12 protein-coding genes are annotated in these 13,690 nt (G+C 60.3%); 8 read left to right on the forward strand and 4 right to left on the reverse strand.

The features are described from left to right. Window positions 1–3 precede the first annotated feature (3 nt). Window positions 4–3,807: an ATP-dependent RNA helicase HrpA gene (hrpA, locus tag ACILSI_RS17250; RefSeq protein ID WP_395723147.1), complete on the reverse strand. Its 3,804-nt coding sequence runs from the start codon at window positions 3,805–3,807 to the stop codon at window positions 4–6. On the opposite strand from hrpA, the gene ACILSI_RS17255 reads away from it, so the two are divergent. After that, entirely contained in the window at window positions 3,795–4,529 is a 735-nt protein-coding gene (locus ACILSI_RS17255; protein ID WP_395723148.1) for a DUF1003 domain-containing protein, read from the forward strand. The genes hrpA and ACILSI_RS17255 overlap by 13 nt on opposite strands. A gap of 1 nt (window position 4,530) precedes the next feature. On the opposite strand, the gene ACILSI_RS17260 is transcribed toward ACILSI_RS17255, so the two are convergent. Both ACILSI_RS17260 and ACILSI_RS17265 read right to left on the reverse strand, forming a co-directional pair. Then, window positions 4,531–4,947, reverse strand: a complete 417-nt coding sequence (locus ACILSI_RS17260; protein WP_395723149.1) for a c-type cytochrome — start codon at window positions 4,945–4,947, stop codon at window positions 4,531–4,533. Between the two features lie 58 nt (window positions 4,948–5,005). Continuing rightward, a complete protein-coding gene (locus tag ACILSI_RS17265) occupies window positions 5,006–5,482 on the reverse strand; it encodes a cupin domain-containing protein (RefSeq protein WP_395723150.1) in 477 nt (158 codons plus the stop codon). Between the two features lie 127 nt (window positions 5,483–5,609). On the opposite strand from ACILSI_RS17265, the gene ACILSI_RS17270 reads away from it, so the two are divergent. The 7 genes from ACILSI_RS17270 to ACILSI_RS17300 all read left to right on the forward strand — a co-directional run bounded on the left by ACILSI_RS17270 (window position 5,610) and on the right by ACILSI_RS17300 (window position 13,230). Next, window positions 5,610–6,062, forward strand: coding sequence for a Fur family transcriptional regulator (locus tag ACILSI_RS17270; protein WP_395723151.1), 453 nt, complete (start codon window positions 5,610–5,612; stop codon window positions 6,060–6,062). A 52-nt stretch (window positions 6,063–6,114) separates the two neighbouring features. Then, window positions 6,115–6,873 carry a Fe-S cluster assembly ATPase SufC gene (gene sufC / locus ACILSI_RS17275; protein WP_395723152.1) on the forward strand — a complete coding sequence of 253 codons (759 nt, stop codon included), beginning with the start codon at window positions 6,115–6,117 and terminating at the stop codon, window positions 6,871–6,873. A gap of 5 nt (window positions 6,874–6,878) precedes the next feature. After that, window positions 6,879–7,094 carry a DUF4177 domain-containing protein gene (locus tag ACILSI_RS17280; RefSeq protein WP_395723153.1) on the forward strand — a complete coding sequence of 72 codons (216 nt, stop codon included), beginning with the start codon at window positions 6,879–6,881 and terminating at the stop codon, window positions 7,092–7,094. 35 nt (window positions 7,095–7,129) lie between these two features. Continuing rightward, window positions 7,130–8,557: a Fe-S cluster assembly protein SufB gene (gene sufB, locus ACILSI_RS17285; protein ID WP_395723154.1), complete on the forward strand. Its 1,428-nt coding sequence runs from the start codon at window positions 7,130–7,132 to the stop codon at window positions 8,555–8,557. Between the two features lie 28 nt (window positions 8,558–8,585). Next, the gene (sufD, locus tag ACILSI_RS17290; protein WP_395723155.1) at window positions 8,586–9,944 is read left to right on the forward strand and encodes a Fe-S cluster assembly protein SufD; all 1,359 of its coding nucleotides are present in this window, start codon (window positions 8,586–8,588) and stop codon (window positions 9,942–9,944) included. 105 nt (window positions 9,945–10,049) lie between these two features. Further along, on the forward strand, window positions 10,050–11,804 hold the full coding sequence (locus ACILSI_RS17295) for an exo-alpha-sialidase (RefSeq protein WP_395723156.1): 1,755 nt from the start codon (window positions 10,050–10,052) through the stop codon (window positions 11,802–11,804). A gap of 178 nt (window positions 11,805–11,982) precedes the next feature. After that, the gene (locus tag ACILSI_RS17300) at window positions 11,983–13,230 is read left to right on the forward strand and encodes a tyrosine-type recombinase/integrase (RefSeq protein WP_395723157.1); all 1,248 of its coding nucleotides are present in this window, start codon (window positions 11,983–11,985) and stop codon (window positions 13,228–13,230) included. 28 nt (window positions 13,231–13,258) lie between these two features. Here the strand turns inward: ACILSI_RS17300 and ACILSI_RS17305 are convergent, their stop codons facing one another. Next, window positions 13,259–13,495, reverse strand: a complete 237-nt coding sequence (locus ACILSI_RS17305; protein ID WP_395723158.1) for a helix-turn-helix domain-containing protein — start codon at window positions 13,493–13,495, stop codon at window positions 13,259–13,261. Between the last annotated feature and the right edge of the window lie 195 nt (window positions 13,496–13,690).

Raw genomic sequence — 13,690 nt, forward strand, 5'->3', positions numbered from 1 at the left:
GAATCACACCCACAACGCCTCCAGCCGCTTCACGCTCACGGGCTGGGCGGTGCCGAGTTCCTGAGCGAAGACCTGCACGCGGTATTCTTCCATCATCCAGCGGAAGGTTTCGTGTTGGGATTTGGGGACGTGGGATTGCCAGTGGTCGAAGTCGGTGATGAAGAGGGATTTGTCGGCGTCTTTGGCGGGATTGGCGAGGTAGCGCTCGTTGCGGACTTGAATGGCTTTTAAATAGCGGGGCAGGTGCTGGAGCTGCTCGTGGGGTGTGGTGGCGAGGAGGTCGGCGGGAATGAGGCGGGCGAGGTCGTGTTCGAGGCCGGGGTAGCGTTTGGTGGCCGCAAGGAGCTTGGCGCGCTGGTCGTGGATCTGCGTGAAGAGCGTCTTCACGCGATGGGTGACGGCAGGGAGATCGCGGCGGACGGTTTCGCAGAGGGTGAAGAAGCGTTTCTCGGTGAGCGGGAACAAGGGCTGCAAGCGCAGCATGTGAGCGAGGATGTGCTCGTGCGCTTGTTGGGCGAGGTTTGAGACAGGCGTGGCAGCGGGAGCGGCGAGCTGAGAGAGGGCGGCTTGAAAGCTGGCGGGTTGCTGCGGCTTGGAAGCGGGCGCGCTGATGCTGCGGAGTTCTTTGGGCAGCCAGGCGAGGTCCTTGGCGAGCGTGTTCTCGGCGAGCTTGCGAATGGCGGCCGGCGTGGAGCGTGTGGCTTCGGCTTGCGTGCGGAAGAGGCGGACGTCGATCTCGCCGTCGCGTAGAACGAGGCCGAGGTAGCCGAGGATGGGCGTGCCGTTGAGTTCTTCGACGAGGATGGTCTCGGGAAGGTCGCCGAAGGACCAGGATTTGAGGGCGAAGCGTTCGACACGCGGGAGGAGCTTCTCCCAAGCATCGGAGCGCAGGTCCTGTTTTTGGACGCTGCTGCGGATGGCATCGAGATCGCGGCTGGAGGCGATGACGCTGTTGTTTTTTGGGTCGAGAACTTCAACGCGTGGCTGCAAATGCGCGGGCAGGCTTTGCGGTGGCCAATCTTCGGCGCGGACGTGGATGCGGTAGCGGCGCGTGATGAAATCGGCGAGTGCGGTGAGGAAGTCATCGCGTCCGGGATCGAAGGCGGCGGCGATTTCGCGTCCTTTGGGGTCGATGGGCATCAACTGACGGCGGATGACTTTGGGAAGCGCGCGCAGCATGACGTTCGCGAGTTCTTCGCGGTTGCCGGGCACCATCCACTGCACCTGGCCGCTGGTGAGATGTCCGGCGAGCTGCGCGGGCACTTGCACGGTCACGCCGTCGTGCTCCTCGCCGGGTTTGTAGTTGTAGGTGACGGGCAGCGCGGTGTTGCCGAGCGAGACTTTGTCGGGGAATTGCTGCAGGTCGCACTCGAAGTCCTCACCGGCGGTGAGATCGGCCTCGGTGGCGCAGAGGAAGTTCGGCTGCTCGTCGAGGTGCTCTTTGACGAAGCGGTTGAGGTCGTGAATGGACGAGACGTTCTTGATGCGCTGGTCGTAGAAGCGGAACAGGCGCTCCTCGATGGCATAGACGCGGTTGTTGCGCACGCGAGTGAGCATGGTCTCGATGCGCTGACGCAGGAGGTTGTTGTGCGCGTAAAAGCGTAGCGTGATTGGCACCTCCTGGCTGTCGATGAGCGCGGCGCGGATGAACATCTGCGTGGCGGCGACGGCATCAATTTTGAGGAAGTCGATGTGCTGGCGTTTGACTTCGAGTCCGTGAATGAGCGTGCGCTGCGTGACGAGGACCCGGCCGGATTTGAGGTTCCAATGCGGCTCGCTGTATTTGTGCGTGCAAAGATGCGCGCCGAGTTCGGCGATCCAGTTCGGATCAATCTTCGCCAGCGTGCGTGCGAAGAGCTGCGTGGTCTGCACGATCTCGCCCGCGACGATCCACAGCGGCTGGCGGCCTTTGTCCTGGCCAGGTTTGCCTTTGCTGTTCTTCTCGCGGCGCTCGTAGAGATTCGAGCCAGGGAAGACGGTCACTTCGCGATTGCCCGCGGCCTTGTAGAGGTTGCGCTCTTCCTTGATGGCGATGTGGCCGAGCTGCGCGGCGAGGATGCAGCGGTGGATGGCGTCGTCGTTTGCCGGAGGCGTGGGAGTGCGGAGATCGTTGCTGAAGGAATCGCAAAGCTGGTTCCAAACGTCGCGCCACTCCTGCATGCGGGTGAAGGAGAGGAAGTTGGATTTGCAGAACTTGCGCAGCGCGTTGCGTGACTTGCCGGTGGCGTCGGGGCAGGCGTTCCAGATCTTGAGGAGCGTGAGGAAGTCGGATTCGGGTGCGGCGAACGCTTTGTGCGCGGCGTTGGCAAGCTCGCGCTTTTCTTCGGGGCGCTCGCGTGGATCGGGTATGCTGAGTCCGGCGGCGATGACGAGCATTTCGGGCAACGCTTTCTCCGTGCGTGCCTGCAACAGCATGCGGCCGAGTGTGGGATCGAGCGGCAGGCGGGCGAGTTCGCGGCCGAGCGGCGTGAGCTCGTGCGTTTCGTTGAGCGAGCCGAGTTCGTGCAGCAGCTCGTAACCGGCGCGGATGGCGGCGCTGACGGGCGGATTGATGAAAGGGAAGTCTTCGATCTCGCCGAGCTTGAAGGCCTTCATGCGCAGGATGACCTCGGCGAGATTCGCGCGCTGAATTTCCGGCATGGTGAAGCGGTCGCGCTTCTCAAAATCCTCCTGCGAGTAAAGGCGGATGCAGATGCCGTCCTGCACACGTCCGGCGCGGCCAGCGCGTTGGTTCGCGCTGCTTTGTGACACAGCCTCGACGGGCAGACGCTTCGTGCGTGTGCGCGGATTGTAGCGGCTGATGCGCGCGAGGCCGGTATCGACGACGTAGCGGATGCGCGGGATGGTGATGGACGTTTCGGCGACGTTGGTGGCGATGACGACGCGGCGCTTGCGCCCCGGTGAGAAGATGCGCTGCTGCTCGGCGGAGGCCATGCGGCCATAAAGCGCGAGCACTTCGAAGCCCGCGCCGAGGCGACCATCAAGCAGATCGCGTGTGTCGCGGATGTCGCGCTCGGTGGGCATGAAGACGAGCACATCGCCGTCATCGGTCTCGATGAGTGCATTTTCGACGGCGGAGACAGCTCCGTCGATGAAACCGAAGTCGTCTTCCTCGGTGACGAGCGGCGCGTAACGAATCTCGACCGGATAAAGCCGCCCCGAGACCTCAATGATCGGCGCACCGCCGAACGCGGCCGAAAAGGCTTCGGTGTCGATGGTGGCGGAGGTAACGAGCAGTTTGAGATCGGGCCGCTTTTTCAGCAAACCGACGAGATAACCGAGCAGGAAGTCGATATTCAGCGAGCGTTCGTGCGCTTCGTCGAGGATGAGCACGGAATAGTTCCGCAGCATGGGATCGCTCTGGATCTCGGCCAGCAGGATGCCGTCCGTCATGAACTTCACGCGAGTCTCGCGGCTCGTGTCATCGCTGAAACGCATCTTGCAGCCGACTTCGCGGCCCCACGGCACATTCAACTCCTCCGCGACACGTTTCGACACGCTCATGGCCGCGACACGCCGCGGCTGCGTGCAGCCGATCTGGCCGCGCACATCGTGCAGGGCCTCCAGGCACATCTTCGGCAACTGCGTGGTCTTTCCCGAGCCGGTTTCTCCCGCGAGGATGACGACCTGATTCTGCCGAATGGCCGCGATGATTTCCTCACGACGAGGCGTGATGGGGAGATCGGGCGGATAACTGATGTGCGGCATGTGGGCGAAGCGGGCGCGGAGGGTAGGCGGAAATTGGCGAATGACGAATTCCGAATGACGATTGTGCCGGTGACGTATGGTTGGCGATGGAATCGTCACACAAGCAATCGCACGCCACCTGCGCCGTCACCGGGAAGTCGCATGCCAGTTCCCAGTTAAAGCAGCTGTGGGAGCTGCAGCCGGGCATTGCCCAGGTGCTGCGGGAGCGGCACCCGGCCCTGAACGAAGACTCACTGCTGAGCATGGAGGCGGTGAACGCGGCGCGGCTGGAGTATGTGCGCACGCTGCTGGAGAAACAGGTCGGCGACCTCACGAAGCTGGATGAGGAAGTCGTGGAAAGCCTGCACAAGCAGGAGGTGCTGAGCGAGCGCCCTCTTTCGGAGTCAGAGGAGATTCAGCAGCTCACCTTCGGCCAGCGGCTGGCGGACAAGATCGCGGATTTCGGCGGGAGCTGGACATTCATCCTCACCTTTTGCGGATTCCTGGCGCTGTGGATCGTGGTGAACGCGGGGCTGCTGCTGGCGCGGCCGTTTGACCCGTATCCCTTCATCCTTTTGAACCTGATGCTGTCCTTTTTGGCCTCGCTCCAGGCCCCGGTGATCATGATGAGCCAGAACCGCCAGGAGGCGCGTGACCGGCAGCGGGCGGAGGGCGACTACAAGGTGAATCTCAAGGCGGAGCTCGAAATCCGCCATTTACACGAAAAGATGGACTACCTGCTGCACCAACATGTGACGAGCCTGATGGAGGTGCAGCAGATCCAGCTCGAACTGCTGCGCGAACTGGCACACGGACGTGGGCGCGGCCAGACTAGCGCGTGACTCAGATCGAACGCGGCAGCGGGCCCTGAGGATGCAGGGTGATGTTGCGCGCGGGCACCTTGGCACCGGCTTTGATCCAGTCCCGCAGGATCTGCACATCGCGTTTGGAAATGGCATGGCCGCTGGGCGGCATGGCTCCGGGGACGGTGTCTGGGAAGATGACGACTTGGAAGAAGCGGCTCACTTCGGGTTTACCTGGCACGATCCAGCTTGTGCCGACCAGCTTCGTCAACGCATGCGTGTCGTTGATCGGCGGCATGGTAGAGAGGCGGTTGTCCCCGTGGCAGTGGACGCAGTTGGTTTCGAGCACGACACGAACCGGGGCGAAAGCGTGCTCTTCCGCAGGGTTCATGGGAGCGGTGCGGCAACTGGCGAGCGTGGCTAACAGAGCGCAGCAGGCGAGGATGGATTTTTTCATGGCGCAGCATGCCTGCATTTCGTGATCGTGAAATCAGAATGCTTGTGCGCGGATTGGCTCACTCCTCGCCCTTGAAGTAGTCCGCCTCGACCGTCTCGAAGACCTTGCGCTGCGGTTTGACCATCCATTTACCGGAATCGGGGTAATGGATCACGTCCGCCTGTGGCTGGTCGGCGATGACGAGGTAGGTGAGGTCTTCGGTGCCGGTGTTGATGAGCTGATGCGCCTCGCCGGGCGGGAAGACGAGGTAGTCGCCGGCCTTGATCGCCTCCTTGCCCTTCGGGGTACGCACCTTACCGCTGCCGCTAAGGATGTAATAGGCCTCCCATTGGGCGGAGTGCTCATGCAGCGGAAAATTGATCTTCCCAGCCGGGAGGCGCTGGATTTCGAGGTCGAAGGGGTGCCCACCGCCCCAGGTGCCGATGTCCTTCTGGCCGCCAGCGGCGATGGAAAGTGACCGGCGAGCGAGGCCGAAAGTGCCTTTGGGGGAGTTTTGCTGGGTCCAGGGGAGGTCGTCGGCTTGGGCTCGGGTCATGGCGGGAGAAGTAGCATGTCGGGAGCGATTTGGCGCGGGTGGCGGAAGAATTTTCGAGGGAAAGGCATCCGTCGCTTGCCAAAGAGACGTTTTCAATGCAGTTAGAATCATTCTAATTCTAAACCGCATGCCTCCTTCTTCCTCACGCACTCCTGCCAAGCCTTCTGGTCTGGACTGCCGTCTCGCCGTGCTGGGTTCGGATGTAAGGCTCACCCCGCACCGTCGCGAGGTTTTTGACGTGCTTGCGGGCTCAACGGACCACCCGACCGCCTACGAGATCCTGGACCGGGTGAAAAGCCGCTCCCCGCACATCTCCCTGGCCACGGTTTACAACTGCCTCGACCACCTCACCTCGGCCGGACTCATCAAGCTCGTCCACCTCGAGCGCGGCCAGTCCCGCTACTGCGCGAATCTGCACGAGCACGTCCATTTCCACTGCGAAACCTGTGGCAAGGTCATCGACGCGCATCCCAACGCCGACTTCGACCCCGCCAAGTTCTGGAACCTCCCCAAAGGCACCCGCGTCACCCGCACCGACCTCGCCATCCACGGCACCTGCGACGCCTGCGCGGCGAAGTAGTTCGTCATTCGTCATTCTGAATTCGTCATTCCCCCCCGCCAACACCCACGACATGTCACTCGAGATCAAAGACCTCCACGCCCAGATCCCCGGCCGCGAAATCCTCAAAGGCCTGAACCTCACCATCAAGTCCGGTGAAGTCCACGCTATCATGGGCCCGAACGGCAGCGGCAAGAGCACGCTGAGCAAGGTCCTCTGCGGCCACGAAGACTATGAAGTCACCAGCGGCGAGGTCCTCCTCGATGGGGAAAACATCCTCGACATGGCTGTCGATGCCCGCAGCCGCGCGGGTCTCTTCCTCGCCTTCCAATACCCGCACGAAATCCCCGGCGTCAGCAACGCGAACTTCCTCCGCGCCTCCTTGAAAGCCCGCCTGCCGAAGGGCGAGGACATCGACGCCGTGAAGTTCTACAAGCAGCTCTACGCCCGCATGGATCAGCTCGAAATGGACCGCAGCTTCACCAGCCGCAGCGTCAATGAAGGCTTCTCTGGCGGCGAAAAGAAGCGCAACGAGATCCTCCAGCTCATGATGCTGGAGCCGAAATACGCCATCCTCGACGAAACCGACTCCGGTCTCGACATCGACGCCCTCAAGATCGTCTCCCGCGGCGTGAACGCCATGCGCAGCGAGAACCGCGGCTTCCTCGTCATCACCCACTACCAGCGCCTCCTTAATTACATCCAGCCCGACATCGTCCACGTCCTCAAAGACGGCCGCATCGTCAAAACCGGCGGCAAAGAGCTCTCCCTCGAACTCGAAGAACGCGGCTACGACTGGGTCCATGAGGAGATGCTGGCGAAAGCGGCGTAACGACTATGAAATCCAATTGGGAATACATCACAGCTCGCTTTGACCTCAAAAACGGCGTCTTCAGCGGCCCTCAGATCGACGAGCAACTCGTTAGATCGAAGCTGAACGACCTCGGGGCTCAAGGTTGGGAACTGGTTTCCATGACACCCATCAAAGAAAGCAGCGGTCACTCTACGGCTTGCATCCTTGCCACCCTAAAGCGCTCCCAACTTGGAACCTGAAACTTTAAACCTGAAACCCGCCAAACTTTAACTTTATGGTCACCGCCCCAGAACCCGTCGAAAACGACATCTCCGACATCAAGGTCGATAGCGTCGGCGATTTCACCTTCCCCGAGCGCAACAAATTCGACTCCGGCTTTGGCATCACGTCGAAGACTGTCGATTACATCAGCGACGTGAAGGGCGATCCCGACTGGATCCGCGAGTTTCGTCATAAGGCGCTCAAGATCTTCCAGGACAAACCCATGCCCACGCATTGGGCCACGAAGGACCTCGAAAACATCCACTTCGACGAATTCCGCTACTACCTCAGCGACGGCCAGAAGCCGAAGCGCTCCTGGGACGACGTGCCCGAGGACGTGAAGAAGACCTTTGATCGCCTCGGCATCCCTGAGCAGGAACGCAAATTCCTCGCCGGTGTCGAAGCTCAGTATGACAGCGAAGCCGCTTACTCGAACATCAAAGCCGCCGTCGCCGAGCAGGGCGTCATCTTTGTGAACAGCAGCGAAGGTCTCAAAGAACACCCCGAGATCTTCAAAAAGTGGTTCGGCAAAGTCATCCCGACTGGCGACAACAAATTCTCCGCGCTCAACAGCGCCGTGTTCAGCGGCGGCTCATTCATCTACGTCCCACCGGGCGTGAAGGTAAAACACCCGCTCCAGGCCTATTTCCGCATCAACAGCGAGCAGTTCGGCCAGTTCGAGCGCACGCTCATCATCTGCGATGAAGGCAGCGAGGTCATGTACATGGAAGGCTGCACCGCGCCGAAGTTTGAGACCGCCACGCTGCACAGCGCCGTCGTCGAACTCGTCGCCATGAAAGGCGCGAAGATCCAGTATGTCACCGTGCAAAACTGGAGCAGCAATGTCTTCAACCTCGTCACCAAGCGCGGCATCGCGCATGAAGACGCGGAAGTACGCTGGATCGACTGCAACATCGGCAGCCGCCTCACCATGAAATACCCCGGCGTCATCATGAAAGGCAAACGCGCCCGTGGCGAGGTCATCAGCATCGCCTTGGCCAACAGCGGCCAGCATCAGGATACCGGTGCCAAAATGGTCCACGCCGCCGATGACACCACCAGCAACGTCATCAGCAAATCCATCTCCATCGGCCAGGGCCGCTCGACCTATCGCGGCCTCGTCCACATCCCGAAGCACCTCAAAGGCTGCAAAAACAACACCGAGTGCGACGCCCTGCTCATCAACAGCAACAGCCACACCGACACGTACCCCGCCATCAGTGTCCGTGGCAATCAGCACAGCACCCAGCACGAAGCCAGCGTCAGCCAGGTCAGCGCTGACCAAATATTCTACCTCATGCAGCGCGGCCTGACCGAAGCCGAGGCGATGAGCTTGTCCGTCAACGGCTTCATCAACGACCTCGTGAAGGAATTCCCGATGGAATACAGCGTGGAGCTCAAACGCCTCATCGACCTCGAAATGGAAGGCAGCGTCGGCTGATCAAGAGCACCCGCACACTTTGTTCGCCATGTCCGCCGCACTTGTTACTGCTTCCAAAAACACATCTGTCACTGTGTCTCAAACTCCCGATTCTCCCGCTCCCTCCGGCCTCGAAATCATCGCTCCAACACGCGACGAATCCTCCGCCCCCGGCTGGTTCCATGCCCGCAGCGAAGCCGCGTGGACTGAATTCCAATCACTGCCGCTTCCCGGCCTCAAGGACGAAAACTGGCGCTACTCCAGCGCGAAGAAGATCGAACTCGCCGATCACTCGCCTGCCGCCTCACCGACTGCTGCGAACATCCAGGCTGCTCTCGCTGCCACCGAAGGCCTCAAAGAACGCGCGGCACGTTTTGTGTTCGTGAACGACACGCTCGTCGAGTCTGATATCACAGGCCTTCCTGCTGGTGTCGTGTGCGTCAGCTTCTCGGAAGCGCTCAAAACACACGCTGACGTGCTTCAGCAGCACTTCATGAAAGGCGAGCAGGCGCTCGGGTCCGGCAAATTCGCGGCGCTGCATCTTGCGCATGTGAAGGCAGGCACAGTCATCATCGTGCCGAAGAACGTTGTCATCGAAAAGCCCGTCGAGGTCTTCCATTGGGTCGTCGGTGATCACGCGGCCATCTTTCCGCACACGCTGATAGTCACGGGCGATCACGCCGAGGTCAGCGTCGTCGATCATTACCGCAGTCTCGAAGGGGAAGGCGGCCTCAGCATCGCCATCGCCGATCTCGTCGGCGGCAGCGGCAGCAAGATCACTTATGCCGCCTGCCAGGAACTGGCCGATGACGCCCAGGCGCTGCATCTTTCCAGCATCACCGCCGGACGCGATGCCAGCGTGAAAAGCTTCCAGGTGCAGCTCGGTGCCGCCTTCAGCCGCAGCGAAAGCGTCAGCGACCTCGTCGGCCAGGGCGCTCGCAGCGACATGCTCAGCGTCTCCTTGCCCATCGGCGATCAAATCGTCGATCAGCGCACGCTTCAGCGTCACAAAGCCCCACACGCCACGAGCGACCTGCTCTACAAAAACGCCCTCTACGGCCAGTCCCGCAGCATTTTCAGCGGCCTCATCATCGTCGATGAAGGTGCCCACTACACCGACGCCTACCAGACCTGCCGCAACCTGCTCAACAGCAACGAAGCCGAAGCCACCAGCCTCCCCGGCCTCGAAATCAACGCCGACCAGGTCAAGTGCAGCCACGGAGCCACCAGCGGCCCCATCAGCGATGAAGAACTCTTTTACCTCAAAGCTCGCGGCATCAGCGACAGCGAAAGCCGCAAGCTCATCATCGAAGGCTTCCTCGCCGGTGTGGTGGAGCGCTTCGGCAACAGCGAACTCCTCGATACCCTCGTCGCCCGCATCGATGAGAAGCTGGAGCGGGCGGTGTGATCACCTCCAAGAGCTTGGGCGAGCCGTTGGCAGGATGTTAACATATCACGTCGAATTGCGCCGTTGGCTCACGATTGGCACAAGTCGCCACGTTTCTCGTGAGCCATGAAATCTGTTTCTGCCTTGCTGCTGTCGCTGGTTCCGCTCATCACTGCCCATGCAGAAGGGTGGAAACTGGATGACGCAAAAGAGTCCATTCAAGTTCACGGCAGTGTCAAGACTGCCGCAGGCGCTATCGGCCAAAGCCTCGTGCTGGATGGCAGCTCCGTCATCGAATTGCAGAACACCGCGCAGCTCAATGGCAGCTTCACCGTCTTGCTTTGGTTCAATCCATATGTGCTCGAAGGCTCACAGCAGATGCTCATCGGCAAAAATCGTTACTCACTCGGCGAACGCCAGTGGGGCATCAGCATCGAGCCGAATGGCAAATTGAAGGCACATCTGCGGCAGGATGGGTGGAGTGAGATTGCCTGCTCCGAGGCATTGAAAGCCGGTCATTGGCATCTGGCAACACTGACGGTTGATTCTGGCAAAGCGGCGCTCTTTTTGAATGGCAAGCCCGTGGGCGCGGTGAAGTTGAAAAAGACGCTGCCCGCCACCCAGGCATCCATCACGCTCGGAGGCATTTTGGACGATGGCAGGCCGCGTCAGTCATTCCACGGAGCTCTTGATGAGGTGCGATTCGAGCCCCGCGTGATGACTGCGGAGGAGATCGCCGCGACTTATCAGCCCATTACCGCCACGCATGAGCTGCCAAAGCCCAAAACGGCGGATTTTCCATTGTGGGACGACTCGCAGAAGCTCGCGGAAGCCAAGGACCAACCTGTGCTCGATGGCGTGGAGTTTCACGTCATCAAGAAATGGGACAAGGCAGCGGACGGCTACACCTTTCTCCATGGCGTCGGCCTTTGCTGGCACAAGGGGAAGCTCTACGCCTCCATCGGCCACAACCAAGGCAATGAGAACACTGTGACTGAAGAGGCGCAGTATCGCGTGAGCGAAGATGGCGGGATGACGTGGAGCGAGCTTCGCGTCATTGACGCAGGGGAGGAGCAGAACCTCGCGGTGAGTCATGGCGTGTTCCTGTCCCATGCCGGGAAGCTGTGGGCCTTCCACGGCGCTTACTACAACCACATGGAGCACATCCACACGCGTGCTTACTCGCTCGATGAAGCCACCGGCCAATGGGTGAAACACGGCGTCGTGCTCGACAACGGCTTCTGGGCGCTGAACCAGCCAGTGAAGATGGGCGATGGAAGCTGGATCATGCCCGGCATCAGCGCGGGGCCTTATTCAAACAACGGCACCTTTCCCGCCGCCGTCGCCATCAGTCATGGCGATGACTTCACGAAGTGGGACTTCGTCAGCATCCCCGTGCATGACGGAATGAAGATGTGGGGTGAGTCATCCATCGTCGTGGACGGTCCGAATGTGCTCAACATCGCCCGCTACGGAGCCAAACCGCTCGCCTTGACCGCGAAGAGCGCCGACTTCGGCCGCACCTGGAGCACCATGGGAGAAAGCAACCTGCCCATGACCACCAGCAAGCCAGCCGCAGGCATGTTGAGCAACGGCCGCCGCTACCTCGTCTGCACCAATGCCGCCAACAATGGTGGCCGACGTGCCCCGCTGACAATCGCGATCAGTGAGCCGGGCAAAGGGGTCTTCAGCCAAGTCTTCGTCATCCGCCACGCCGAGCACAACGGTCCCGGCGAGTCGAATCCGAAGTCCTCCTTGAGCTATCCCTGTGCCACCGAGCACGATGGCAAGCTCTACGTTGGCTTCTCCAACAACGGCGGCCGAAAGGGCAATCTCAACAGTGCCGAGATGGCGGTGATTCCGATTGAGCGGCTGAAGTAGATTCGATTGCCAATCTTATGCCGCCGAGCCTCTTTTTCTCGAAGAAGAAAACTCTCAAAGCCTACATAATCAAGGGGTTATAGAGGGCATATCGCCAGAGGTTGACGCCTCACCCGGCGGTATGCAGGACACAATTATGACAAGCTCGGAGGGCGCTCGGAAACGGGGGCGGCCTTTCATGAAGATCAAGCATGGCAGCGCAGTGGTGCCGATCTACAAGGGCCGTGTCCGCAGATGGGATTGCTACACCGTGGCCTATCACATGAACGGCAAGCGCGTGCGGCGCAATTTCGGCAGTCTCGAAAAGGCCAAAGCTGAGGCTCAGTTGATGGCCCGCCAGATTCAGGAAGGTAAATCCTCCAACAACGACCTGACTTCTGCCCAGCGAGAAAACCATCTCGCTGCCGAACGTCTGATGGCTCCCTTCAAAATGCCGCTGGTGGCTGCGGTGGAGGAATACGCTCGCTGCCGAGAGTTGCTCGGTGACGTGCCACTGATGGCAGCCATCCAGGAGTTCGTACGGCGCAATCGGGGCGTGCAACTCGGGGTGAAAGTGCCGGACCTGATTGATGAGTTTGTGAAGGCCAAGGCGGAAGACAATCTCAGCCGCATCTATCGGTTCCAACTATCTGGAAGTGTGAAGCGCTTTGCGGTCGCTTTTCCCGGCGAGATTTTGACCCTCAAGTCTGGTGACATTGACCGCTGGCTTCGCAGCCTCAATCACACTCCGGTGACTCGCAATTCTCTGCACCGCTGCATCAAGGTGTTCTTCTCTTTCGCCAAGTCACGCGGCTATCTACCGCAATCGGAAGCCACCGCGGCAGAACTGGTGCCCATTGCCAAGGAGGGTGAGACGAAGACGGAAATCTTCCAACCAGCGGAGATGATCAAGCTTCTTGCCGCAGCTTCATCGGAAGAGTTGGCGCTTCTGGCTATTGGCGGATTTGCCGGGTTGCGCATGGCCGAGATCAAGCGTTTGGACTGGCAGGCGGTAGATCTGGCCCGACGAATCATCACGTTGAGGGCGGATCAGGCCAAGACAGCGTCGCGGCGAATCGTGCCGATCAGTGATAATCTGGCGGCATGGATTGAGCTATTGCCGCGAGAAGGCAAGGTGGTTGGAAAGACTGCGCCTGATCTCACCAAGTTGGCAGAAACGCTCGGCATGGAATGGCCTCGAAATGCGCTTCGACACTCCTACATCAGTTACCGTCTGGCCGTCGTCAAAGATGCCGCCAAAGTGGCTTTGGAAGCGGGCAACTCGCCAGACATCATCTTCAAGCACTACCGCGAATTAGTCACGGAACCGGAAGCCAAGGAATGGTTCGCCATCATGCCCGCCAAGGGATGGAGTCCTCCTGAGCCCAAGAAGCCAAAAGCCATGCCCCGTCGTCCGAGAAAACTCGTCGATGCCATTTTGGGTTGAGACTTCGTTGCGCAACGAGATGCAACTTTCATCGCTTTTCCCGATTCGTGGACGGTGAAAGTTTGGCGATCGGGTCGATGAGTCGAATGAGCGCCACCACGGCATAGCCACGCGGCGTGGCGCGCTCCTGCTCCCAGTTTTCCAGCGTGCGCTTGCTGATGCCGAGGAACTCCGCCGCATCCCGCTGGCTGAACGCCTTGCGTTCACGCCACTCTTGGAGAGCACGGGCGAATTTTCGAGGAGTCACCCCTTTGGGAAGTTTCATGGACATGGGGGAGAGCTACGCAGTTAGCGGACAAGTGGCAACTCGATTGACGCACCCTACGGCACCTCCCAAACCCTGCGACCTACTCAAACCTCACGGCATCATTTGGTGATGCAAACGGATGGAATCCCGAAGTCACGGTGACGAGGCCTCCATTCATGGACCTCCCAGATCTCTTTCCCGCCAACCCCATGC

It is taken from the genome of Prosthecobacter sp. (genome assembly GCF_044232965.1).
Lineage (GTDB): Bacteria > Verrucomicrobiota > Verrucomicrobiia > Verrucomicrobiales > Verrucomicrobiaceae > Prosthecobacter.

Coding starts and splice junctions, on each gene's coding strand:
- ACILSI_RS17280 (WP_395723153.1), top strand. CDS start 6,879: ATGAAATCCAATTGGGAATACATCACAGCTCGCTTTGACCTCAAAAAC.
- ACILSI_RS17305 (WP_395723158.1), bottom strand. CDS start 13,495: ATGAAACTTCCCAAAGGGGTGACTCCTCGAAAATTCGCCCGTGCTCTC.
- ACILSI_RS17260 (WP_395723149.1), bottom strand. CDS start 4,947: ATGAAAAAATCCATCCTCGCCTGCTGCGCTCTGTTAGCCACGCTCGCC.
- ACILSI_RS17300 (WP_395723157.1), top strand. CDS start 11,983: ATGAAGATCAAGCATGGCAGCGCAGTGGTGCCGATCTACAAGGGCCGT.
- sufC (WP_395723152.1), top strand. CDS start 6,115: ATGTCACTCGAGATCAAAGACCTCCACGCCCAGATCCCCGGCCGCGAA.
- sufD (WP_395723155.1), top strand. CDS start 8,586: ATGTCCGCCGCACTTGTTACTGCTTCCAAAAACACATCTGTCACTGTG.
- ACILSI_RS17295 (WP_395723156.1), top strand. CDS start 10,050: ATGAAATCTGTTTCTGCCTTGCTGCTGTCGCTGGTTCCGCTCATCACT.
- ACILSI_RS17265 (WP_395723150.1), bottom strand. CDS start 5,482: ATGACCCGAGCCCAAGCCGACGACCTCCCCTGGACCCAGCAAAACTCC.
- ACILSI_RS17270 (WP_395723151.1), top strand. CDS start 5,610: ATGCCTCCTTCTTCCTCACGCACTCCTGCCAAGCCTTCTGGTCTGGAC.
- ACILSI_RS17255 (WP_395723148.1), top strand. CDS start 3,795: ATGGAATCGTCACACAAGCAATCGCACGCCACCTGCGCCGTCACCGGG.
- sufB (WP_395723154.1), top strand. CDS start 7,130: ATGGTCACCGCCCCAGAACCCGTCGAAAACGACATCTCCGACATCAAG.